Origin of the sequence: Mycobacterium asiaticum DSM 44297, assembly GCF_000613245.1 — a bacterium.
Taxonomy (GTDB): Bacteria; Actinomycetota; Actinomycetes; order Mycobacteriales; family Mycobacteriaceae; genus Mycobacterium; species Mycobacterium asiaticum.
The window spans coordinates 1-21,813 of sequence record NZ_HG964939.1; the positions used below are offsets into that span (position 1 = coordinate 1).

Annotated in this window: 22 protein-coding genes; 8 read left to right on the top strand and 14 right to left on the bottom strand. The window is 66.2% G+C overall.

Annotated features, from left to right (window positions below; all coding sequences use genetic code 11):
- A partial coding sequence (locus BN972_RS24030) for a PE family protein (protein ID WP_036363989.1) occupies nt 1-1,032 on the bottom strand: 1,032 nt, incomplete at its 3' end.
- Between the two features lie 510 nt (nt 1,033-1,542).
- Nucleotides 1,543-2,331 carry a (2Z,6E)-farnesyl diphosphate synthase gene (locus tag BN972_RS24035; protein ID WP_036363990.1) on the bottom strand — a complete coding sequence of 263 codons (789 nt, stop codon included), beginning with the start codon at nt 2,329-2,331 and terminating at the stop codon, nt 1,543-1,545.
- Between the two features lie 147 nt (nt 2,332-2,478).
- Between BN972_RS24035 and trhA the strand changes: the two genes are divergently transcribed.
- The gene (trhA, locus tag BN972_RS24040) at nt 2,479-3,231 is read left to right on the top strand and encodes a PAQR family membrane homeostasis protein TrhA (RefSeq protein WP_036363993.1); all 753 of its coding nucleotides are present in this window, start codon (nt 2,479-2,481) and stop codon (nt 3,229-3,231) included.
- On the opposite strand, the gene BN972_RS24045 is transcribed toward trhA, so the two are convergent.
- Genes BN972_RS24045 through mca form a run of 4 tightly spaced genes read right to left on the bottom strand, consistent with a single transcriptional unit; the run spans nt 3,232 to nt 6,790 of the window.
- Entirely contained in the window at nt 3,232-3,615 is a 384-nt protein-coding gene (locus BN972_RS24045; protein WP_036365698.1) for a nuclear transport factor 2 family protein, read from the bottom strand.
- 13 nt (nt 3,616-3,628) lie between these two features.
- Nucleotides 3,629-5,638 (bottom strand): thioredoxin domain-containing protein, encoded by a 2,010-nt coding sequence (locus BN972_RS24050; RefSeq protein ID WP_036363996.1) that lies wholly within the window; start codon nt 5,636-5,638, stop codon nt 3,629-3,631.
- Entirely contained in the window at nt 5,625-5,924 is a 300-nt protein-coding gene (locus BN972_RS24055; RefSeq protein WP_036363999.1) for a hypothetical protein, read from the bottom strand. The genes BN972_RS24050 and BN972_RS24055 overlap by 14 nt, the downstream gene beginning before the upstream one ends.
- A complete protein-coding gene (gene mca / locus BN972_RS24060; RefSeq protein WP_036364003.1) occupies nt 5,921-6,790 on the bottom strand; it encodes a mycothiol conjugate amidase Mca in 870 nt (289 codons plus the stop codon). The genes BN972_RS24055 and mca overlap by 4 nt, the downstream gene beginning before the upstream one ends.
- A 90-nt stretch (nt 6,791-6,880) precedes the next feature.
- On the opposite strand from mca, the gene BN972_RS24065 reads away from it, so the two are divergent.
- Nucleotides 6,881-7,315, top strand: a complete 435-nt coding sequence (locus tag BN972_RS24065; protein ID WP_036364005.1) for a DUF4307 domain-containing protein — start codon at nt 6,881-6,883, stop codon at nt 7,313-7,315.
- A 210-nt stretch (nt 7,316-7,525) separates the two neighbouring features.
- Nucleotides 7,526-8,020 (top strand): transcription elongation factor GreA, encoded by a 495-nt coding sequence (gene greA / locus BN972_RS24070; protein ID WP_036364008.1) that lies wholly within the window; start codon nt 7,526-7,528, stop codon nt 8,018-8,020.
- A 79-nt stretch (nt 8,021-8,099) separates the two neighbouring features.
- On the opposite strand, the gene BN972_RS24075 is transcribed toward greA, so the two are convergent.
- The 4 genes from BN972_RS24075 to BN972_RS24090 form a co-directional block, all read right to left on the bottom strand.
- On the bottom strand, nt 8,100-9,254 hold the full coding sequence (locus tag BN972_RS24075; protein WP_036364011.1) for a cystathionine gamma-synthase: 1,155 nt from the start codon (nt 9,252-9,254) through the stop codon (nt 8,100-8,102).
- A gap of 33 nt (nt 9,255-9,287) precedes the next feature.
- A complete protein-coding gene (locus tag BN972_RS24080; RefSeq protein ID WP_036364014.1) occupies nt 9,288-9,953 on the bottom strand; it encodes an RDD family protein in 666 nt (221 codons plus the stop codon).
- 76 nt (nt 9,954-10,029) lie between these two features.
- Nucleotides 10,030-11,424, bottom strand: coding sequence for a cystathionine beta-synthase (locus BN972_RS24085; protein WP_036364017.1), 1,395 nt, complete (start codon nt 11,422-11,424; stop codon nt 10,030-10,032).
- A gap of 71 nt (nt 11,425-11,495) precedes the next feature.
- Nucleotides 11,496-12,563, bottom strand: coding sequence for an alpha/beta hydrolase (locus BN972_RS24090; RefSeq protein ID WP_036364019.1), 1,068 nt, complete (start codon nt 12,561-12,563; stop codon nt 11,496-11,498).
- A gap of 222 nt (nt 12,564-12,785) precedes the next feature.
- Here BN972_RS24090 and BN972_RS24095 point away from each other — a divergent pair, with 222 nt between their 5' ends.
- Nucleotides 12,786-13,733, top strand: a complete 948-nt coding sequence (locus tag BN972_RS24095; RefSeq protein ID WP_099051229.1) for an SGNH/GDSL hydrolase family protein — start codon at nt 12,786-12,788, stop codon at nt 13,731-13,733.
- A gap of 48 nt (nt 13,734-13,781) precedes the next feature.
- Complete coding sequence (locus BN972_RS24100; RefSeq protein ID WP_036364022.1) at nt 13,782-14,999, top strand: acetyl-CoA C-acetyltransferase; 1,218 nt, start codon at nt 13,782-13,784, stop codon at nt 14,997-14,999.
- Nucleotides 15,000-15,068: 69 nt separating this feature from the next.
- Here BN972_RS24100 and BN972_RS24105 read toward each other — a convergent pair whose 3' ends face one another.
- A complete protein-coding gene (locus BN972_RS24105) occupies nt 15,069-15,923 on the bottom strand; it encodes an endonuclease domain-containing protein (RefSeq protein WP_036364025.1) in 855 nt (284 codons plus the stop codon).
- A 157-nt stretch (nt 15,924-16,080) separates the two neighbouring features.
- Nucleotides 16,081-16,911, bottom strand: coding sequence for a Bax inhibitor-1/YccA family protein (locus BN972_RS24110; RefSeq protein ID WP_036364027.1), 831 nt, complete (start codon nt 16,909-16,911; stop codon nt 16,081-16,083).
- 249 nt (nt 16,912-17,160) lie between these two features.
- Here BN972_RS24110 and BN972_RS24115 point away from each other — a divergent pair, with 249 nt between their 5' ends.
- From BN972_RS24115 to BN972_RS24125, 3 genes are read left to right on the top strand one after another with little or no spacing between them, the layout of a single operon-like run.
- Nucleotides 17,161-18,210 carry an enoyl-CoA hydratase/isomerase family protein gene (locus BN972_RS24115; RefSeq protein ID WP_036364029.1) on the top strand — a complete coding sequence of 350 codons (1,050 nt, stop codon included), beginning with the start codon at nt 17,161-17,163 and terminating at the stop codon, nt 18,208-18,210.
- Between the two features lie 22 nt (nt 18,211-18,232).
- The gene (locus BN972_RS24120; RefSeq protein ID WP_036364031.1) at nt 18,233-19,006 is read left to right on the top strand and encodes an enoyl-CoA hydratase; all 774 of its coding nucleotides are present in this window, start codon (nt 18,233-18,235) and stop codon (nt 19,004-19,006) included.
- Nucleotides 19,003-20,763, top strand: a complete 1,761-nt coding sequence (locus tag BN972_RS24125) for an alpha/beta hydrolase (protein WP_051545784.1) — start codon at nt 19,003-19,005, stop codon at nt 20,761-20,763. Before BN972_RS24120 ends, BN972_RS24125 begins: the two co-directional genes overlap by 4 nt.
- Here BN972_RS24125 and BN972_RS24130 read toward each other — a convergent pair.
- Together BN972_RS24130 and BN972_RS24135 are read right to left on the bottom strand one after the other, a co-directional pair.
- Nucleotides 20,760-21,152, bottom strand: coding sequence for a rhodanese-like domain-containing protein (locus BN972_RS24130; RefSeq protein ID WP_036364033.1), 393 nt, complete (start codon nt 21,150-21,152; stop codon nt 20,760-20,762). The two genes, BN972_RS24125 and BN972_RS24130, sit on opposite strands and share 4 nt — an antisense overlap.
- Nucleotides 21,152-21,730 (bottom strand): cysteine dioxygenase, encoded by a 579-nt coding sequence (locus BN972_RS24135; protein WP_080697164.1) that lies wholly within the window; start codon nt 21,728-21,730, stop codon nt 21,152-21,154. The genes BN972_RS24130 and BN972_RS24135 overlap by 1 nt, the downstream gene beginning before the upstream one ends.
- Nucleotides 21,731-21,813: the final 83 nt, after the last annotated feature.

The window sequence follows — 21,813 nt, forward strand, 5'->3', positions numbered from 1 at the left end:
GCCCTGCCCGCCGGCGCCGCCGTGGATGTTTCCGCTAACACCTGCTCCGCCCACACCGCCATCGCCGCCGAGTCCTGCCGCACCACCTTGGCCACCCGCGGCGCCGGCGCCGAACATGCCGGTGCCACCGGCGGCGCCACCGGCGCCGCCGTTACCGCCGTTGCCTCCGGTGCCGCCTATGTCGCCTGCGGCCGCGCCATTCGCTCCGGTGTAGCCAGCGCCACCGGCGCCGCCCACGCCACCGGCCCCGGCGGTGCTGAACATCGCACCGCCGTTGCCGCCCCTACCGCCTACGCCACCTTCACCGCCGTGTATGCCCAGCACTTGGTCGCCGGCGCCACCGGCGCCGCCGGTTCCACCTACGCCGCCGGCCCCGAACATTCCGGCGTTTCCGCCGATACCGCCCGCACCACCGGTCAGACCCGGGCCAGCGCCGATACCGCCAGCGCCGCCCATGCCGCCGTTACCGAACAGCATCCCGCCGGAACCGCCGTTACCACCGGTCGCGCCGGCGCCACCGGCCCCACCAATACCGCCGTTACCGAAGAGCCCAGCGGCCCCGCCGTTACCGCCGACCTTGCCCGCTGCGCCCGATCCGCCGGCACCACCGTTGCCCCACAGCAAACCGCCGTCACCGCCGTTAGCTCCGGTCCCCGGAGCCCCGTCGACTCCATTGCCGAACAGCGGACGCTGGAACACCGCCTCCGCGGGGGCGTTGATCAGATCCGCTACCGCTTGCAGCGGCGAGGCGTTGAACGCTTCGGCCGTCGCATAGGCGTTGCCCGCTGATGTCAGGGCCTGGATGAACCGCTGATGGAAGGCCTCCGCCTCCTGGGTCAGCGCCTGGTAGTTCTGCGCGTGCGTACCGAACAGGGCAGCGATGGCGGCCGAAACCTCGTCACGAGCCGCTGGCACCAGCGTCGCTATCGGGCCGGCCCACGCCCCGTTGGCGGTGCTGATCGACGTGCCCAGAGTCTCCAGGTTCGCCGCCGCAGCAGCGAGCAAGTCCGGGGCAGCCACCAAATACGACATCGCTGAAACTCCTGTGGTTCATGGCCGATGGGGGTCACTCGATTGGGGAATGTACATGCCGCTCGGAAAGAACCGCCAGATCTGAGAACAGAAATTTCTTAATTTTTCTGGGAGCCCGTCGGGGCGCCTAGTTGTTGAGACGCCAGACGAAGTTTGCCAGTTCGTGACTGGCACAAAGGAATACGAAAAAAGGTCAGACTAGCGCTGTTGACATTTATACAATAGTGCTCGTGTTTTTTGTATCCGTCTGTTCCCCAACGGAATTAGCATCCATACGCTTAGGTATGGAGCGCTTGCTCCCTACTGACACATTGTCAGTAGGATAGGAGTTTTCTTTGAGTTAAGTCGGCTAACTAAGGTCAGATTACGAAGAAGGAACGGCAGCTCCAAGTTTGCTGTCTACCATCACGGCCAGACCAAAGACGCAAGTTTTGTCATAGTGGAAGTGACACTTCTCGGTCGGAGTGTCACGGCGATCGTGTCGCGACGGCGCCAGGCTTTGGGGGCCCGCTATCGCCCGTATCGGCGATTGCGCATGCTGTAGTCGCGCAGCGCCCGGAGGAAGTCGACGCGGCGGAACGCGGGCCAGTGCGCCTCGGTGAACCACATCTCCGAATAAGCGCTTTGCCAGAGCAGAAACCCGGACAGCCGCTGCTCCCCCGACGTCCGGATCACCAGGTCCGGATCGGGCTGACCGGATGTGTAGAGGTTCTCGGAAATCCCCTCCACGGTCACGGCTTCGATGAGTTCCTCGGCCGTCGCGCCGTCGGCGAGATGCTTGCCCAACAGCGCCCGCACCGCACCGACGATCTCCTGCCGCCCGCCATAGCCCACCGCGACGTTGACGTGGAAGGTGGCGTTGGCCGGCGTCGAGTCGACCGCGCCCCGCAACCGGCGGGCGGGTTCCTCGCCCAGCAAAGCCAGATCTCCAACCGTTCGGACGCTCCACTGGTTGGCCGGTGCGCAGATCTCTTCGACCACATCCGTGATGATCTCGATCAATGCGGACAACTCGTCTGGGTCGCGTTGCAGGTTTTCGGTGGACAACAGATAGACGGTCGTCATCTCGATGCCGGCTTCCTGGCACCAGCGCAGCATCTCGGCGATCTTGACCGCGCCCATCCGGTAGCCGACACTCACGTCCTCATATCCGAGGCTGCGCGCCCAGCGCCGGTTACCGTCGCACAGGACCGCAATGTGGCGTGGCAGTTCGGATCGGGAGGCGGCCAATCCCTGCCGGAGACGCAGCTCGTAAAGCCGGTACAACGGCTCTTTGAGCCGCGGCGGGATGATCTCCACGAGGATCAACCCTACTGTGACCGAGACCGATTACCCGGCCGGATTCTGGGCAATCTCACGTCACGTCGCTCAGCCCACTTTCAGACAATCCCGCTAACCTAAATTCAGACAAGCCACCGGTATTCACAAGATGGGGCCAAGACACAGATGAGCAGCCAGACCAGCACGCTCACCAGCACAGAACCCGAATCGCATGGCACTTCGCCCGGCGAGACGGCGCAGCACGCCGCCCACCAGATCGTCGAGGGCGTCAGCAAGGTCCTGAACAAGCCCCGCTTCCGCGGCTGGATTCACGTCTATTCCGCGGCCGCCGCGGTCTTCGCGGGCGCGTCCCTGGTCGCGGTGTCCTGGGCGGTGGATTCCACTAAGGCCGGACTGGCGACGATGCTTTACACGTTCGCCACCATCATCATGTTCTCGGTCAGCGCCACCTACCACCGGGTCAACTGGAAATCCGAGACGGCCCGCAAGTGGATGAAGCGTGCGGACCACTCGATGATCTTCATCTTCATCGCGGGCAGCTACACCCCGTTCGCCCTGCTGGCCCTGCCAGGCCACGACGGGCACGTGGTGCTCGCGATCGTATGGGGCGGGGCGCTGGCCGGGGTGACGCTGAAAATGCTCTGGCCGGCGGCGCCGCGCTGGGTCGGCGTACCGCTGTACATCCTGCTCGGCTGGGTCGCGGTGTGGTACATAGGCCCGATCCTGCACAACGCCGGCGTGACGGCGCTGGTGCTGCTGATTGTCGGCGGGGCGCTGTACAGCATCGGCGGCGTTCTGTACGGGCTGCGCTGGCCCGACCCGTGGCCCAGGACGTTCGGCTTCCACGAGTTCTTTCACGCGTGCACGGCGATAGCGGCGATCTGCCACTACATCGCCATGTGGTTCGTGGTCTTTTAACTACAGCTGCGTCACGTCCGCGGCGGACCAGTAGGCCTTCATCGCGGTGACCTTGCCGCGGTCGTCGAACGCCATCGTCTCGATCGGCTCGATGCGCATTTTGCTGTCGCCGGTGCCGATGGTCAGCCGGAAGTGAAAAGCCGCCTCGTTGCCCGAGACCCGCAGCGTCACCAGCTCGCATTGGCGTTCCAAGCCGGTCACTGCCGCATAAAAGCCGCGGATGGCCTGGACACCGATGTGCACCTCGCCGCCCACCGGGTCTTCCAGCGTGGCGTCATCGGCGTAGAAGGCCGCGAGATCGTCGGCGCTGCCGTCGACAACCGTCGCGATGTAGCGGTGAACCGTGTCGGTGATCGTCTGCACCCGGTCGGCGGCGTTCGGCATGAAACGCACGCTACTACCCGGGCACTCCCAAGGCGGCCGCGAGTCGGTCCGCGCTGGTGACCGGCAAGTCGCAGGTCCGACCGCGGCACACATAGGCGGCGTCGGCCCCGTCCACCCGGGGCCGTCCGGCAAGTAGCGGCAAAGAATCCGCGGCACCGCCGACGACGATCGCCCCGCCCGGGGCCAGCCGTCGCGCGTCGGTCAGCAGTGCCGACGGTCCGGCGCAGGACACCGCGATCTGAAGCGGTCCCCGCACCACGGCTTCGGCCACGGCGAGCCAATGCCCCGCCGATCGCGGCGCGCGTGCCAACAGCACCGAGTGCGCTTTCATCGTCAACCCGACCAGCTGCAGGTACCGCTCGGCGCGCACGCCGTCGAGCAGGTGCGCGGCCGTCAGCAGCGCCTCGGCGATCGAGGATGCCCCCGAGGGCGTCGCCCCGTCTAGCGGGTCGGAGGGCCGCAGCACCAGCTGTTCGGCGTCATCGGCGGTGTCGTACCACCGGCCGGGACGCTGCGGATCGCGGAAATGGCGCACGGCGGTATCCAGCAGGTCAGCGGCAGTCGCGAGCCAGGAGTCCTCCGGCCTTAGTTGATACAGCGCCAGCAAACCGGTAGCTAGCATCGCGTAGTCCTCCAGGATCGCCGCGCTGTCGCCCACCACCTCGCCCAGACTCGCGCGCCGTAACCGCCCGTCGACGAGATGCCGGTCCAGCAGCGTGCTCGCGCAGCGCCGGGCGGCGTCGGCCAGCTCGGCATCGTCCAACGCGACACTGGCTTCGGCGAGCGCCGTAATCGCCAGCCCGTTCCAGGCCGTCACCACCTTGTCGTCGCGGCCGGGCTGGGCTCGGTCACCCCGGACGCTCAACAGTCGGGCGCGGATGCGGTCCAGTCGCTGCGGGTCGTCGGGTTCGTCGCGCAACTGGAGCACCGAACTGCCGTGCTCGAAGGTGCCCGACTCCGTGACCCCGAAGACCTGCATGGCCCAGCGGCCGTCTTCGGGCCCCAGGATGTCGGTCAGTTGCGCCGGCGTCCACACATAGGTGGACCCCTCGCGGCCGTCGGCGTCGGCGTCCAGCGACGAGGTGAACACGTCGCCGTCGGCGAGGTCGTCGAGCAGAAACCGGGCGGTCTGTGCGGTGACCCGGCGGCCCACCGGATCCCCGGTTCGACGGGCCCAGTGCGCGTAGGCACGCAGCAAAAGGGCGTTGTCGTAGAGCATCTTCTCGAAGTGCGGCACCACCCACTGCGCGTCCACGCTGTAGCGGGCGAAGCCGCCGGCCAGTTGGTCATACATGCCGCCGCGGGCCATCGCGTTGCCGGCGCGGGTGACCGCCTGCAGGGCCGCGGCCGACCCGGTGCGTTCGTAGTGGCGCAGCAACGCCTCCAGCAGCGCCGACGGCGGGAACTTGGGGGGCCCGCCGAAGCCGCCGTGGACGGTGTCCTGGTCGCGCAGCACGGCGGCGACGGCGTGATCGCACAATTCTGGTGCGATGTCGGGACCACCACCGGGCAGGCCCAATGCCATGGAGCGCAGTTCACCCGCTATCTGGTCCGACGCCTGCTCGACCTCGCCACGGCGGTCCCGCCACGTCTCGGTGATGGCCGAGAGCAACTGCAGAAAGCTGTCTTTGGGGTAGTAAGTGCCGCAGAAGAACGGCCTGCCGTCCGGGGTGAGGAAGCAGGTCATCGGCCAACCGCCCTGACCGGTCAACGCCACCGTGGCGTTCATGTAAACCGCGTCGATGTCGGGGCGCTCCTCGCGATCCACCTTGATGCAGACGAATCCGGCATTCATGGCGGCGGCCACCTCGTCGTCCTCGAACGATTCGTGGGCCATGACATGACACCAGTGGCAGGCGGCGTAGCCGATGGACAGCAGGATCGGCAGGTCGCGGGTCGCCGCTTCGTCGAGCGCCGCTGGCGTCCACTGCCGCCAGTGCACCGGGTTGTCAGCGTGCTGACGCAGGTATGGGCTGGTGGCCAGCCCGAGGGTATTGGTTCCGGCCGGGTCAGCCGGACTCATGCGTCGACCCAGGTGGTCGGGTTGATCCGTTGCCGCCCGGGATTTCGCGATCGATGCCGTCCAGCGCGTCGGTCCCGTCGTCGGCGGCCTGGTCCGGTTCGGGGTGCTGACGGTCGAACGATTCGGGAACCTTCTTCAGTTGCTTGTTCATCGACCGCACCAGGAAGAACGTTGCCACGATCAGCAACACCACCACGACCAGCCCGATGGGACTCGCCTTCCCGAAGTCCGGGCCGTTGTTCTTGGGCGGGCCCTCAGCAATCACGGTGATCAGAAAGCTATTCACCCTTGCTCGATCCCTTCGAACAAATCCTTCTCAGGCGGGGTGGCCGGAACGCGCGAGCGGGCCAGCTCGAATTCCTCGGTTGGCCATAGCCGCTCCTGCCACGAGATCGGGGCGGCGAAGAACTCGGCGTTCGGGTCGATCTGGGTGGCGTGGGCGAGCAGCGCATCGTCACGCTGGCCGAAATACGCCGAACACTCGACTCGGGTTGTCACCCGCTTCTCGAAATGGTCGTGTTCGGGGAGCCAGTGCTTGAGCCACTTGTCGAACGGGCCTTCCTGCCCGTGCTTGGCGAACTCGTCCTGCAGCAGTTGCATCCGGGCACGCAGGAAACCGTGCACGTAGTACAGCTTCAACACGTTCCAGGGCTCGCCCGCATCCGGGAACCGGTAGTAGTCACCGGCCGCCTCGTAAGCCGCGACGGACACCTCGTGGCAGCGAATGTGGTCCGGGTGTGGGTAGCCGCCGTTCTCGTCGTAGGTGATCATCACGTGCGGCCGGAAGTCCCGCACCACGCGCACCAGAGCCTCGGTGCAGCGCTCCAGCGGCTCGAGGGCGAAGCAGCCTTCGGGTAACGGCGGCGGCGGGTCGCCCTTGGGTAGTCCGGAGTCGACGAAGCCCAGCCAGGTGTGCTCCACGCCGAGGATCTCTGCCGCCTTGGCCATCTCGTCGCGGCGGATCTCGTGGATGTGTCCGCGCACGTCAGGCAGGTCCATCGCGGGGTTGAGGATCTCGCCGCGCTCCCCGCCGGTCAGGGTCACCACCATGACGCGGTGGCCCTCGTCGGCGTACTTGGCCAGCGTCGCGGCACCCTTGCTGGACTCGTCGTCGGGGTGGGCATGCACCGCCATCAATCGCAGTTTGCTCACGTTCTCCCTCGTCCGTCCGTTGGCCGCCCACCGACCCTGTGACTGTTCCCTATAATTCCAGTTCTCCAATACCCCACAAATCCCGAGGGCATGACAGAAGATTCGATCTCGCGTCCAGAAGCGCGGTACGGCCGCACCGGCCTGTCCCGCAGAGACCGCCGCCGCATCGCCCTCGGACTGACCGCGGTGGTGCTCGTCGCGGGCATCGGCATCGCGATTGTGGGTTACCAGCGAATCGGCACCAGCCCGGTGTCCGGCACGCTGGCCGGCTATCAACTGATCGACGACGAGACCGCATCGGTAACGATCAGCGTCACCCGAAAGGACCCGTCTCGACCGGTGGACTGCATCGTTCGGGTGCGCGCCAAGGACGGCAGCGAAACGGGTCGTCGTGAGGTGCTGGTCCCCCCGGCCGACCAGGGCACGGTGCAGGTGACGACAACCGTGAAATCCACCAAGCCGCCGGTGGTGGCTGACGTATACGGCTGTGGCACAGACGTGCCCGGATATCTGCGGCCGTCCTGACCGCGAACTGCGGATATGTCAGTCATTAACTGTTTGCGCGGTGGTAACATAGATGAATGCACGGTCCTGCGGGGACCGTGTATTGCTGCATTAATGGCCCGTGGGAAGAACGGAGTGGCAGCAGCCGGGTTGGGGACCCGCAACTACGCCCGTTAACGGGATCCGATACTTGCGCGAACACGCGGAACGACACACAAGGAGCGCCACGAGATGACGGACACTCAGGTGACCTGGTTGACCCAGGAGTCACATGACCGACTCAAGGCCGAACTCGACCAGCTGATCGCGAATCGTCCGGTGATTGCCGCCGAAATCAACGACCGCCGCGAAGAAGGCGACCTGCGTGAGAACGGCGGCTACCACGCCGCCCGCGAAGAGCAGGGTCAGCAGGAGGCCCGCATCCGCCAGCTGCAGGACCTGCTGAACAACGCGAAGGTGGGCGAGGCGCCCAAGCAGTCCGGCGTGGCGCTGCCCGGTTCGGTGGTGAAGGTCTACTACAACGGCGACAAGTCGGACAGCGAGACCTTCCTGATCGCCACCCGCCAGGAAGGCGTGAACGACGGCAAGCTCGAGGTCTACTCGCCCAACTCGCCGCTGGGCGGCGCGCTGATCGACGCCAAGGTCGGCGAGACTCGCAGCTACAAAGTGCCCAGCGGCAACACCGTCGAGGTCACCCTGGTCAGCGCGGAGCCGTACCACTCCTGAGCGGGTTTCCCGCGAGCAGTAGTTAAAGCCCCCGCACGCACGGCGTGTCGGGGGCTTTGACGTCTGCTGCTCGCGGAGGTTAGGCGAGCGCCTGCTCGAGGTCGGCGAGTAGGTCGGCGACGTCCTCGATGCCGACGGACAGCCTGACCAGGTCGTCGGGTACCTCAAGCTGTGAGCCGGCCGTCGAGGCGTGGGTCATCGCGCTGGGATGTTCGATGAGCGACTCCACTCCACCCAGGGACTCGGCCAGGATAAAGATCTCGGTCTTGGCGCACAGCTTCTCGGCTGCCGCTCGGCCGCCGCGCATCCGCACCGAAACCATGCCACCGAACCCGCTCATCTGCCGGGCGGCCACCTGGTGGCCGGGGTGCCCGGGCAAACCGGGATACAGCACGGCGCTCACCGACGACTGTTCGGACAGGTACCGGGCGACGGCGGCCGCGTTTTCACTGTGCCGCTGCATCCTCAGCACCAGTGTCTTCAGCCCCCGGATGGTCAGATAGGCGTCGAACGGTCCGGGCACCGCCCCCGCCCCGTTTTGCAGGAAAGCGAACGCTTGATCCAGTTCTTCGTCGTTCGTGACGAGGGCGCCGCCGACGACGTCGGAGTGCCCGCCGATGTACTTGGTGGTCGAGTGCAGCACGATGTCGGCGCCGAGGCTGAGCGGCTGCTGCAGCGCAGGCGAAGCAAACGTGTTGTCCACCAACACTTTTGCGGCACTGTCCGCACCCAGCTGGGCGATGCCGGCGATGTCGGCGATGGACAGCAGTGGGTTGGTGGGCGTCTCCACCCAGATCAACCGGGTGCGCGGTGTGATCGCCGTGCGCACCGCGTCCAGATCCGACAGCGCCACCGGCGTGTACTCCACGCCCCACTGGGAGAAAACCTTGTCGATCAGACGGAACGTGCCACCATAGGCGTCGTCGGGGATCACCACGTGGTCGCCCGGCCGCAAGACGGAGCGCAGCACACAGTCGGTGGCCGCCATGCCGGAACTGAAGGCGCGCCCGAAGGCGCCCTCCTCCATTGCCGCCAGCGACGCCTCCAGCGCCGAGCGGGTCGGGTTGCCGGTACGCGCGTATTCGAACCCGCCGCGCAAGCCGCCGACCCCGTCCTGGGCGAAGGTGCTGCTGGCGTAGATCGGGGTGTTCACCACCCCCGTGGCCGGGTCTGGACGGTAGCCCGCGTGGATAGCTCTGGTGGCCAGTCCGGTGCGGGTGAAGTCTTCAGTCATCGACGGTCAGCCTAGTCGGATGGCCCCTTCCCGTCAGAGCGGCAAGCAGACCGTCGTCATGATCTTGTCGGCCAGCGTCTGGCGCTTCTTGTCCCACAACGGGAACAGGAAGCCCACGTAGCAGATGATTGCGTCGACGAAGTGCGCGATCTGGCGCACCAACGACATGCCGAAGCCCAGCGGCTGCCCGCTGACCTCGCTGACCACCTTGAACTTCATGATCGACTTGCCGATGCTCGACCCGGTCGTGCCCTGCTTGTAGCCGTAGTTCCAGACCACATAGGCCAGGATCACCAGCGATGCCAGCCCTTGAGCCAGGAACCCGATGACGGAGTCCTGGGTGTAGCAGTACTGAGCAACGTCGTACTGATTGATGCTGGTCGTGCACGACTCCTGTTGGGTCACCATGGCGATCACCCACGCGATGCCGTAAACGACGACCACCGGCGCGTAATCGATGAGGAACGCCAGCACGCGGGTCAGCCACGGCGTGTAAGACTCGGTGGGCAATTCCTTGATCGCCGGTCCCGGCGGTGGTGGCGCGTATCCGCCGGCCGACGGGGGCGGCGGCGGGTAGCCCCCTTCCGGCGGCGGAGGAGGAGGCGGACTCGAGCCGCCCGCCGACGGAGGGAATCCACCGGACGAGCCTGGCGGCGGAGGCGGGGGCGGGTACGACCCGCCGGGCGGCTGATCGGTCATGGGGCAACCTTCCAGAACGGACTAGCTGAACTAAGGCGCATACAGTACCCGAGCACCGAGACGCAGGTCACAGCGATCAGCGTCGCCGCGTTCCCTCCGACAGGAAGCCCAGCAGGTCGTAACGGGTGATCACGCCGACGGGCTTGCCCTCTTCCACGACCATCAGCGCGTCCCAGTCGCGCAGCGCCTTGCCGGCCGCGCTGACCGATTCGCCCGCCCCGATCAGCCGCAGCGGGGGGCTCATGTGTTGGGACACCGCGTCGGCCAGCTTGGCCCGGCCCTCGAAGACCGCCGACAACAGCTCGCGTTCGGAGACGCTGCCGGCAACTTCACCGGCCATCACCGGCGGCTCGGCACCAACTACCGGCATTTGCGACACCCCGTACTCGCGCAAAATCCCGATGGCGTCACGGACGGTTTCCGACGGGTGGGTATGCACCAGGTCGGGCAAAGCGCCGGACTTGCGCCGCAACACATCACCGACGGTGGACTCCGCGGTCGAACCGTCCAACGGGCTGCGCAGGAATCCGTAGGACGACATCCACGCATCGTTGAAGATCTTGGCCATATAGCCGCGGCCACCGTCGGGCAACAACACGACGACCAGCGCGTCGGGCCCGGCCTGCTCGGCCACCTTCAGCGCGGCGACGACGGCCATCCCGCACGAGCCGCCGACCAGCATCGCTTCTTCTCGGGCCAGGCGCCTGGTCATGTCAAACGAGTCCGAGTCCGATACCGCAATGATCTCGTCGGGTATCGACGGGTCGTATGCCGCCGGCCAGAAGTCCTCGCCCACCCCCTCGACGAGATAGGGCCGGCCGGTGCCGCCGGAGTACACCGAGCCCTCGGGGTCGGCGCCGATGACCCGCACCCGCCCGTCGGAGACCTCTTTGAGGTAGCGGCCGGCGCCGGTGATCGTGCCGCCGGTGCCGATGCCGGCGACGAAGTGAGTGACCTTGCCGTTGGTGTCCGCCCAGATCTCCGGGCCGGTGCTCGCATAGTGGCTGGCCGGGCCTTCGGGGTTGGAGTACTGGTCCGGCTTCCACGCACCGTCGATCTCTCGGACCAGCCGGTCGGAGACGCTGTAGTAGCTGTCTGGATCCTCGGGCGGGACCGCCGTCGGGCACACTACGACCTCAGCACCGTAGGCGCGCAACACATTTCGCTTGTCCTCACCCACCTTGTCGGGGCACACGAACACGCACTTGTATCCGCGGCGCTGCGCGACGAGCGCGAGCCCGACACCGGTGTTGCCCGAAGTCGGTTCGACGATGGTGCCGCCAGGCTTGAGCGCTCCGCTGGCCTCCGCGGCGTCGATCATCTTGACCGCGATCCGGTCCTTGGAGCTGCCGCCCGGGTTGAGGTATTCGACCTTCGCGGCCACGGTGCCGGCCCCTTCGGGGACGACGGAGTTCAGCCGAACCAGCGGCGTGCCGCCGATGAGGTCACTGAGGTGCTGGGCGATTCGCATGCGCCTATGGTCTCAGGCGCTTGCGGCCGGTGCATTTGGGCCAACCCGTGCGGGCCGGTCCACCGCTTTTGCTAGCCGGTGGCCTCGCGGATGTACTCGCCGATCTGGCGCAGCGAGCGGATCGCCTCGGGCAGAAGCGGCGCGGCCACCTGGAAGTCATGCACCTGCCCCGGCCAGACCCGAACCTCGGCGGGTACGCCGGCCGCGGCCAACCGTGTCGCCGCCAACTGCGCGTCGTGCAGCAGCACCTCGGAGCCAGACACGTGAATCAGCGTCCGCGGCAGCCCCGGCTCGATGTGATCCAAGGGCTCATAAATTTCCTCTGGCTTACCGTCCACCTTATTTTTAGCGGCACAGCTAGCAACTAATTGGCCGAGGGCATCAAAAGCCTTTGAGGGGAACATCGCGTCCGTTTTGATGTTCGGATGCGATTGCTTTTGTTCCTTTGCCAGCTGCAGCAGTGGCGAGATGGCCACCAGGGCCGCCGGCTCTTCGCCTTCGCGTTGCAACCGCTGTGCGAGGGACAGCGCGAGGTACCCGCCGGCTGAGTCACCAGCCAGCACGATCTGGTCGGGGTCGTAGCCGAGCAGCCGTAGCCAGCGGTATCCGTCGTAGCAGTCGTCGAGGGCCATGCCAATGGAATGCTTGGGCATCAGGCGATAGTTGACCACCAGAATCGGCGCGTCAGCAAACTTGGACAGAGCCTCGACCAGTCGGCCATGCGAGTTTGCTCCGCAAGTCAGGAACGCACCGCCGTGCAGATAGAGAACCACCCGACGGGTGCCATCCGCCGGCAAGACGCCGGCCGCACGGACCAGCTGTGCGCACGCGTTGGGCAGCGATACCTCGGCCCTGACGGTATTGGTCGCTGGGAGCAACACGCGGGCGGCATGGTCTATCAGGGCCCACGGCCACGGTAGATGAGGGACGTAGCTGCCGACTGCCAAAAATGGCCTGATCGTCACGCGCGATGCAAGCGTAGCTAATCGCCCAGCGACCGTTGGTCCAGACTCGAGAACCTCGACTGGGGCGCCGTCGCTGATGGCGAACCTGCGGGCCTCAAGTCTACGAGCCTTCAGCGCGTCGCGCGGGCGAATGGCGACTCTGGGTGCGCCAGATACCTCACTTGGTGCAGTCATGCTCAACACTTCCTACGCCGTTGTAGTCCGATACAGCATGTGACGAAGAAGCTGAGCAGTTGGTTCAGCGCCCTCGCAAACTTAGCTTGACAGTCCTTTACCCACTCAACATTCTTTTATTCGCTTTCGATACCGCATCTGTTTCACACCGTAACCGCTTTGTTCTTCAGCTACCCCCGAAATCAGCACAACCGTCCTAAACTGGTGCCCGTGGGCATGCACGTGCCGCGGCGTTCAACGATCGCTTTGGCCACAGCGGGTGCACTCGCCTCGACAGGCTCGGCCTATCTGGGCGCACGCAACCTGCTGGTTGGTCAAGCGATCCATGTGCGCACCGTGATTCCGAAGAAGTGGGAGGCGCCGCCGCGCGCCGACGGCGTGTACAGCCCTGGCGGCGGGCCGGTGGAGCGGTGGCGCAGCGGAACTCCGTTCGATCTGCACTTGATGATCTTCGGGGACTCGACGGCCACCGGGTACGGCTGCGCCACGGCCGAGGAGGTGCCGGGTGTGGTTCTCTCCCGCCGACTCGCCGAGCAGACCGGCCTACGAATCAGGCTGAGCACCAAAGCGATCGTCGGCGCGACGTCCAAGGGCGTCTTGGGTCAGGTCGATGCCATGTTCGTGGCGGGCCCCCCGCCGGATGTCGCCGTCATCTTGATCGGCGCCAACGACATCACCGCGCTCAACGGAATCGGTCCGTCGGCGCAACGCTTGGGCCTTTCGGTGCGCAAACTGCGCAATCGCGGTGCGGTGGTGGTGGTGGGGACCTGCCCGGATTTCGGGCTGATCACCGCGATACCCCAGCCCCTGCGCTCCGTGGCGCGCACGCGTGGACTGCAGCTGGCTCGAGCGCAGGCGGCGGCCGTCCGAGCGGCCGGTGGGGTGCCGGTGCCGTTGGCGCATCTGCTGGCCCCGAAGTTCCGGCAGATGCCCGACTTGATGTTCTCTGACGACCGCTATCACCCCTCGGCCGCCGGGTACGCCGAAGCCGCCGACCAACTGCTGCGGGCGCTGTACGAAGCGCTGCCCGAGAAGATCGGCATTGGCCTGCCGGAACTGCCCGATGCCGTCCCGGTGACGAGCGCCCGAAGCAGCCGTCGCGCGTTGGCCGCGAAGCTGTGGCGGCGGCCGGTGGCGACGGGCGCGGCGGCCGCCGCTGCGTTGACTTAAACCCTCGGACTAGGCTCGGCTTCGCCGCATTCACATGGAGGAGCCGTCATGCCGGAAGCCGTCATCGTTTCAACTGCCCGCTCACCGATCGGGCGCGCCATGAAAGGCTCGCTGATCAACATCCGGCCCGACGATCTGGCCGCACAGATGGTCCGCGCCGCCCTGGACAAGGTGCCCGCGCTCAACCCGCACCAGATCGACGACCTGATCATGGGTTGCGGACAGCCTGGCGGCGAATCAGGGTTCAACATCGCCCGCGTCGTCGCGGTGGCACTGGGCTACGACTTCCTGCCCGGCACCACCGTCAACCGGTACTGCTCGTCGTCCCTGCAGACCACCCGGATGGCCTTCCACGCGATCAAGGCGGGTGAGGGCGACGCCTTCATCTCGGCGGGGGTGGAGACGGTATCGCGGTTCGGCAAGGGCAACGCCGACGGCTGGCCAGACACCAAGAATCCGTTGTACGACTCGGCGCAGGAACGCACGACCGCCGCATCGGCGGGTGCCGAGGAATGGCATGACCCGCGCGCCGACGGAAACCTGCCCGACATCTACATCGCGATGGGCCAGACCGCTGAAAACGTTGCCCTGCTGACCGGCATCAGTCGCGAAGACCAGGACCACTGGGGTGTGCGCAGCCAGAACCGGGCCGAGGAGGCGATCAAGAGCGGGTTCTTCGAGCGCGAGATCGCCCCGGTCACCCTGCCCGATGGAACGACGGTCACCACCGACGACGGACCAAGGGCCGGGACGACGTACGAGAAGATCAGCGAGCTGAAGCCGGTGTTCCGGCCCAACGGCACGGTGACGGCGGGCAACGCCTGCCCGCTCAACGACGGCGCCGCCGCGGTGATCATCACCAGCGATACCAAGGCCAAGGAACTTGGCCTCAAGCCGCTGGCGCGCATCGTCTCCACAGGTGTCAGTGGCCTGTCGCCGGAGATCATGGGTCTGGGCCCGATCGAGGCGTCCAAGCAGGCGCTGGCCCGCGCCGGCATGTCGGTCAATGACATCGACCTGTTCGAGATCAACGAGGCCTTCGCGGTGCAGGTGCTTGGCTCCGCCCGCGAATTGGGGATCGATGAGGACAAGCTGAATGTCTCCGGGGGTGCGATCGCGCTCGGCCACCCGTTTGGGATGACGGGCGCGCGGATCACCGCCACGCTGCTGAACAACCTGACGACACACGACAAGACGTTCGGTCTGGAGACCATGTGCGTCGGCGGTGGGCAGGGCATGGCGATGGTGATCGAGCGGCTGAACTAAGTCTTTGCGGCGCGTTGACTCTGCGTTGGTGGCGGCAAATAACGAGTACCGCGCGCCACCAGCGCAGAGTCAACGCTTCGCTGAGGCGTCCCAGGCACGTCTGACGCGTTCAATCACGTCGGCGGGCCGGTGGCGGGAGACCACCCTGATCACGGTCCAGCCGACGCGGTCGATGTACTCCTTGCGGTCGACGTCCCAGGCGTACTGCGACGGGTCGGTCCAATGCTGGTTGCCGTCGTACTCGGCGGCCAGCATCATGTCTTGCCAACCCAAGTCGAGGAAATATCGGGGAAAGCCGTCGGCACCGAGCACCGGGATCTGCGTCTGCGGCTTGGGAAAGCCGGCGCCGATCAAGAGCAGCCGCAGCCAGGTCTCCTTCGGTGATTGAGCCCCGCCGTCGACGAGCTCCAGTGCCGCGTGCAGATGGCGCAGGCCGCGAGTGTGCCGATGGCGGGCGGCCATCTCTTCGACGTCCGAAACCTTGAAGTCGGTGGCGGCGGCGAGCGCATCGAGGTTCGCGACAGCGCGCCCGAGCCTTCCGCGCCGACCCAGGTCGAAAGCGGTGCGCTCGGGAGTGGTCACTGTAAGGCCGTTCAGTTGCTGGACTTCGCCGTCCAGCAACAACTCGTCGCGAGTCACGACGAGCGGGGGTGTTCGCGCGTTTCGCCAGATCAATTCGATCGGCGATGCCTGATCGACCCATTTCGAGCCGTGCAAAGCCGACGCGGCGGCGCCGGCGATCACCGACTGCCGGTGTGACCACAGCCAGGCCGCCACGGTGCGTTGATACAGCGTTGGTTGGACCCGCTTGTCCAGGTAGATATTCGGCATGATCGCCCGGTAGTACCTGCGCAGCTCATGCCTGCTCAGGTCGCCGGCGGCCACGGCTTCACTGCCGATAAACGGCTCGCGCTCGTAGTCCATGGCGGCATGTTGGCAGCGCCTACCGACACCCACGCTTGACCCTGCGCTCAGGGCGCAAAAGTGCGAGTGCGCTGCGCCGTCAGCGCAGAATCAACGCCAGAATTGGGCAAAGAAAAAGCCGGCACGCAAGTTGCGTGCCGGCTTTGCCCGTAAGGAATTAATCGTTCTGCAGATAGCTGAGCAGTCGCAGAATCTCCAGGTACAACCAGACCAGCGTCACGGTCAGCCCCAGGGCGATACCCCAGGCGGCCTTCTCCGGTGCGCCGGCGCGGATCATCTGGTCGGCCGCGTCGAAGTCGATGAGGAAGCTGAACGCGGCGATGCCGATGCACACCAGCGAGAAAATGATCCCGATCGGGCCGGCGCTGCGCAGGCCCAGGCCTTCGCCGCCGCCGACGTGGAACATCGCCAGCACGAAGTTGCCGAGCATCAGAACCAGCACGCCGAACATCGCGGCGACCAGCATCCGGGTGAACTTCGGCGTAACGCGGATGGCGCCGGTCTTGTAGACCACCAACATCCCGAAGAACACACCTAGGGTGCCCAGTACCGCCTCGCCGATCAGCACACCCGCGTTGGCGGAGCCCACCGAGAAGTTGGCCAGCACGAACGAGACGGCACCCAGGAATAAGCCCTCGAGCGCGGCGTAGCTCAACACGATCGCCGGGTTGTCTTGCTTGCCGCCGAAGGTCGCGATCAGCACCAACGCCAGACCGCCGAACGCACCCACCAGGGTGAGCGGCATAGCGAGGCTGAGGTTCGTGGCAACCAGGAAGTAGGAGACGACGGCGGTCACCGACAGCATGGCCAGCGTCAAGCCGGTCTTGGTGACGACGTCGTCGATGGTCAGCGGCCGCGAGACCCTGCCCTGCTGGTAGGGGGCATAAGGGTCAGCTGGGTAACCGGGCTGCACTCCTGTGCCGAATTGCGCATATCCGCCCGCCTGCTTGGGCAGCGAGCGAAATACGGGGTTACTTGTCTCCCGCACCGTCGGATCCTCTCTTAGATGCTGTGGCTTCGAGCTGTGCGAACAACTGCTCAACGATCAGTGGTCCGCCCGAGTTCCCAGCGGAGCTGCTGTTTTCTGGTGGTCCAGCACCTTTCTACCTCGTCTGGATGAACATAAACCTTAGCCCCGCGGGCACCGCCGAGCGAGTCACGATCTAGATTGCACGTCAAACTCATGGGCAGCTTTCACCGAACCCATGGGACGGATTCCGGCGAGGGGAGACGAGGCGTGACTGGGGCCGTAACAGGGGAATCCGACGATGTCCTGACCAGGGTCGAAGGCAACACCGGTTACATCACCCTGAATCGCCCCAAGGCCATCAACTCCCTGAATCAGACGATGGTCGACCTGCTCAGCGCGGTACTGATCCGGTGGGAGCGCGACGAGTCGATCCGCTCGGTGGTGCTTTCGGGAGCCGGTGAACGAGGATTGTGCGCCGGCGGCGACGTCGTCGCCCTCTACCACAGCGCCCGTAAGGACGGGGTCGACGCCCGCCGGTTCTGGCGCGACGAGTATCTGCTCAACGGTCTGGTCGGCCGGTTCGCCAAGCCGTACGTGGCACTGATGGACGGTATCGTGATGGGCGGCGGCGTCGGCGTCAGCGCGCACGCCAACACCCGGGTGGTGACGGACACCGCAAAGGTCGCGATGCCCGAGGTGGGCATCGGTTTCGTCCCCGATGTGGGAGGCACGTATCTGCTCTCCAGGGCGCCGGGCAAGTTGGGCCTGCATGCCGCGCTGACCGGCGCGCCGTTCAACGGCGCCGACGCCATCGCCCTCGGATTCGCCGACCACTACGTGCCGCACAGTGACCTCGACGCGTTCGCCGCGGCGGTCGCCACCGACGGCGTCGAGGGCGCCTTGGCCCGCTATGCCACCGAGCCGCCACCGAGTGAGCTTGCGGCGCAACGCGAGTGGATCGACGAGTGCTATTTTAAGGACAGCGTCATCGACATCGTCGAGGCGCTAAAGGGCCACGACGCCGAACCGGCAAACGAGGCCGCCAAACTGATCGCCACCCGCTCCCCCATCTCCCTTTCGGTGACATTCGAGGCGGTCCGGCGTGCCGCCGAGCTCGAGACGCTGGAAGATGTTCTGGTGCAGGACTATCGGACGTCTTCGGCATCAGTACGCTCGCACGACTTCGTGGAAGGCATTCGCGCCCAACTGGTCGACAAGGACCGCAACCCGAAGTGGTCACCGGCGGATCTGTCCGAGGTCACCGTGGCGGACGTGGCCTCCTACTTCGAACCGGTCGAAGACGACCTGACGTTCTAAAGACGCATCGGAGAGATAACCAATGGCATACGAAACCATCCTCGTCGAACGCGAGGACCGCGTCGGCATCATCACCCTGAACCGGCCAAAGGCACTGAACGCACTCAACAGCCAGGTGATGAACGAAGTCACCAGCGCCGCAACCGAACTGGACACGGACCCAGATATCGGCGCAATCATCATCACCGGTTCGGCGAAGGCGTTCGCCGCCGGCGCCGACATCAAGGAGATGTCCCAGCTGACCTTCGCCGAAGCGTTCGGAGCCGATTTCTTCGCGCCCTGGGGCAAGCTGGCCGCCGTGCGCACCCCGACGATCGCGGCCGTCGCCGGATACGCGCTGGGCGGCGGATGCGAGCTGGCGATGATGTGTGACCTCCTGATCGCCGCCGACACCGCGAAGTTCGGCCAGCCCGAAATCAAGCTCGGCGTGATTCCCGGCATGGGCGGTTCGCAGCGGTTGACCCGGGCCATCGGCAAAGCCAAGGCGATGGACCTGATCCTGACCGGACGCACCATCGATGCCACCGAAGCCGAACGCAGCGGCCTGGTTTCGCGGGTGGTGCCCGCCGACGATCTGCTGACCGAGGCCAAAGCGGTTGCGAGCACGATCGCGCAGATGTCGCTGCCGTCGGCGCAGATGGCCAAGGAGGCCGTCAACCGGGCATTCGAGTCGACGCTGGCCGAAGGGCTGCTGTACGAACGTCGGCTCTTCCACTCGACCTTTGCCACCGACGACCAGTCCGAAGGAATGGCGGCCTTCATCGAGAAGCGGCCGCCCGATTTCAGCCACCGATGAGGGGTTCCACCACCATCGCCACGGGCGAAGAAGCGGCAGACGACCAGTCGGCCGCACCACAGAAGGCCCGGACCCGCCTGGTCCCGGCTCGATGGTGGGTCCGGAACTACACCTACACCGGGACACTGCTCGGCCTGATCTTCGTCTGGCTGTCGCTGACGCCGTCGCTGTTGCCCCGCGGCCCGCTGTTCCAGGGGGTCGTCAGCGGTTGTTCGGGGGCGATCGGCTACGGGCTGGGAGTGTTCACCGTCTGGCTGATCCGGTGGTTGCGCTCGCGCGATTCCACTCCCCCGGCGCCCGGCTGGGCGTGGCCGCCGCTGATCGTGGTCGGGGCGATCGGGGTCGGGGTGATGGCGATCCGGTTCCACGTCTGGCAGGACGACGTCCGCGACATGATGGGCGTCGAACACCTGAAGTGGTACGAGTACCCCTACACCGCTGCGCTTTCGATGATCGTGCTGTTCACCCTGGTCGAAATCGGCAAGTTCGTCCGTTGGCTCGTCAATCTTCTTGTGGCACAAGTGGACCGGATTGCGCCGTTTCGCCTCTCGGCGGCCATCGTGGTCATCGGGCTGATGGTGCTGACCGTCAGCCTGCTCAACGGCGTGGTGCTCAAGTTCGCGATGCGGTCCATGAACAACACCTTCGCTTCGGTCAACAACGAGATGGACCCCGACATCGCGCCGCCGAAGACCAAGCTCCGCTCGGGCGGTCCGGAGTCGGTGGTGTCATGGCAGTCGCTGGGCCATCAGGGCCGCATCTTTGTGGCCGGCGGGCCGTCGATGAAACGGCTCACCGACTTCAACGGGGCCCCGGCCATGGAGCCCATCCGGGCCTACGCCGGGCTGGATTCCGCGACCGGCATCGACGCGGCGGCCGACCTGGCCGCACGTGAACTGATGCGTACCGGCGGGCTGCAGCGCGCCGTCGTCGCGGTGGCCACCACCACTGGCACTGGATGGATCAACGAGGCGGAAGCCTCTGCGCTGGAATATATGTACAACGGCAACACCGCGATCGTCAGCATGCAGTACTCATTTCTGCCGAGCTGGTTGTCCTTCCTGGTCGACAAGGAGAACGCGCGGCATGCCGGCCAGGCTTTGTTCGAGGCGGTCGACAAGATGATCCGGCAGATGCCGGAGTTCAAGCGCCCCAAACTCGTGGTGTTCGGCGAAAGCCTCGGGTCGTTCGGTGGTGAGGCGCCGTTCATGAGCCTCAACAACGTTCTGGCCCGCACCGATGGTGCCCTGTTCAGCGGGCCAACCTTCCAGAACACCATCTGGACCCAGCTGACCAGGACCCGCGACAGCGGTTCACCGGAGTGGCTGCCGATCTACGACGACGGCCACAATGTCCGGTTCGTCGCGCAGCCGGAAAACCTGGACCGCCCGAAAGCGGAGTGGGGCAAACCCCGGGTGGTCTACCTGCAGCATGCGTCCGACCCGATCGCGTGGTGGACGCCCGACCTGCTGTTCAGTCAGCCGGACTGGTTGCGGGAGAAGCGCGGCTACGACGTGCTGCCGCAGATGCGCTGGATTCCGCTGGTCACGTTCCTGCAGGTGTCCGCCGACATGGCCGTGGCCGTCGACGTGCCGGACGGCCACGGGCACCGCTACGTCGCCAACGTGGCCGACGCCTGGGCGGCTGTGATGTCGCCCCCGGGCTGGACGCGGGAGAAGACCGAGCGGCTGCGCCCATTGCTGCACGCCAACGTGACGCTGGAAGGCTCCTCCGGCGACAGCTCGGCCGGACGCTAGCGCCCCACCGGCTCGAGCTCGGGCAGCACACCGGCGGCGGCCAGCGCGTGGTATCCCCCAATCACGTCGGTGGCGCGGTGCAGGCCCAGATCCAGCAGCGCCGCCGCCGCCAGGCTCGACGTGTAGCCCTCCGAGCAGAGGATCACCCACTCGACGTCGTCGTTTACCGCCTCCGGCAGGCGGGCCTCGCTGGTCGGGTCGCAACGCCACTCCAGCACGTTGCGTTCGATCACCAGCGCACCCGGCACCTCGCCCTCGCGGGTCCGCTGCGCCTGCGGCCGGATGTCCACCAACACCGCCCCGCGTCGCAGCGCCGCCGGCACCTGGTCTGCGGGCAGGCGGCGGTAGCACCGCCGGGCCTCGTCGAGCACTCGGTCGATACGGCTCATCACGGCCCTTCGGGTTGGTCGGTCAGCTCGGTGCGCTGGCGACGCAATGTGTTGCGGCCGGTCACCTCGTAGTACGACATGGCGGTCAGGGGCGGCGAGTAGGCGTGCACGCTCAAGGTGGGCTCCAGCGCGGGCGCGGGCGCCGTCACCCGGACGGGGGCGTCGACGGGCCGAGGCGCCCACACCACGTCATGCACCCAGCCCAGCGGGAACCCGGCCTGATCGCCGGCATCGAGCCGCCGTCGCCGCAGTTTCCTTCCGTCCCAGCGGAATTCGTTGAGCGATCCGGACAGCACGGTCAGCGCGCCCAGCGACCCGCCGTGGTCGTGCAGTTCCGTCGGATGGCCGGGAACCCAACTGATCAGCCAAATGTCGAGTTCTTCATCGCCGTGGATGCGGGTGAACCAGCGTTCGGTGGCCGGCACGCCGCCCTGAGGCAGCAGGTGGTCACAGCGTCCGCTGAGGAAATCGTCGGCGGCTTGATCGGTGGCGTGCAGCAAATCGGGCACGCGTAACCGGGTCGGACCCGAATACGGGACGGTCGGTGCGTATAGAGGCGTGGCGAGGGAGACAGCCATACAGAGAACTCCGGAGTGTGAAGCGGACAGGGCGAACGGCGGCGCGTCAGCGCCGACAACACTCGCAAAATCCGAACCACTCC

What these genes read in the sequence shown, in the direction of transcription:
- trhA (WP_036363993.1), top strand. Translation starts at nt 2,479, where the DNA reads ATGAGCAGCCAGACCAGCACGCTCACCAGCACAGAACCCGAATCGCAT.
- BN972_RS24045 (WP_036365698.1), bottom strand. Translation starts at nt 3,615, where the DNA reads ATGCCGAACGCCGCCGACCGGGTGCAGACGATCACCGACACGGTTCAC.
- BN972_RS24050 (WP_036363996.1), bottom strand. Translation starts at nt 5,638, where the DNA reads ATGAGTCCGGCTGACCCGGCCGGAACCAATACCCTCGGGCTGGCCACC.
- BN972_RS24065 (WP_036364005.1), top strand. Translation starts at nt 6,881, where the DNA reads ATGACAGAAGATTCGATCTCGCGTCCAGAAGCGCGGTACGGCCGCACC.
- greA (WP_036364008.1), top strand. Translation starts at nt 7,526, where the DNA reads ATGACGGACACTCAGGTGACCTGGTTGACCCAGGAGTCACATGACCGA.
- BN972_RS24075 (WP_036364011.1), bottom strand. Translation starts at nt 9,254, where the DNA reads ATGACTGAAGACTTCACCCGCACCGGACTGGCCACCAGAGCTATCCAC.
- BN972_RS24080 (WP_036364014.1), bottom strand. Translation starts at nt 9,953, where the DNA reads ATGACCGATCAGCCGCCCGGCGGGTCGTACCCGCCCCCGCCTCCGCCG.
- BN972_RS24085 (WP_036364017.1), bottom strand. Translation starts at nt 11,424, where the DNA reads ATGCGAATCGCCCAGCACCTCAGTGACCTCATCGGCGGCACGCCGCTG.
- BN972_RS24090 (WP_036364019.1), bottom strand. Translation starts at nt 12,563, where the DNA reads ATGACTGCACCAAGTGAGGTATCTGGCGCACCCAGAGTCGCCATTCGC.
- BN972_RS24100 (WP_036364022.1), top strand. Translation starts at nt 13,782, where the DNA reads ATGCCGGAAGCCGTCATCGTTTCAACTGCCCGCTCACCGATCGGGCGC.
- BN972_RS24105 (WP_036364025.1), bottom strand. Translation starts at nt 15,923, where the DNA reads ATGGACTACGAGCGCGAGCCGTTTATCGGCAGTGAAGCCGTGGCCGCC.
- BN972_RS24120 (WP_036364031.1), top strand. Translation starts at nt 18,233, where the DNA reads ATGGCATACGAAACCATCCTCGTCGAACGCGAGGACCGCGTCGGCATC.
- BN972_RS24125 (WP_051545784.1), top strand. Translation starts at nt 19,003, where the DNA reads ATGAGGGGTTCCACCACCATCGCCACGGGCGAAGAAGCGGCAGACGAC.
- BN972_RS24130 (WP_036364033.1), bottom strand. Translation starts at nt 21,152, where the DNA reads ATGAGCCGTATCGACCGAGTGCTCGACGAGGCCCGGCGGTGCTACCGC.
- BN972_RS24135 (WP_080697164.1), bottom strand. Translation starts at nt 21,730, where the DNA reads ATGGCTGTCTCCCTCGCCACGCCTCTATACGCACCGACCGTCCCGTAT.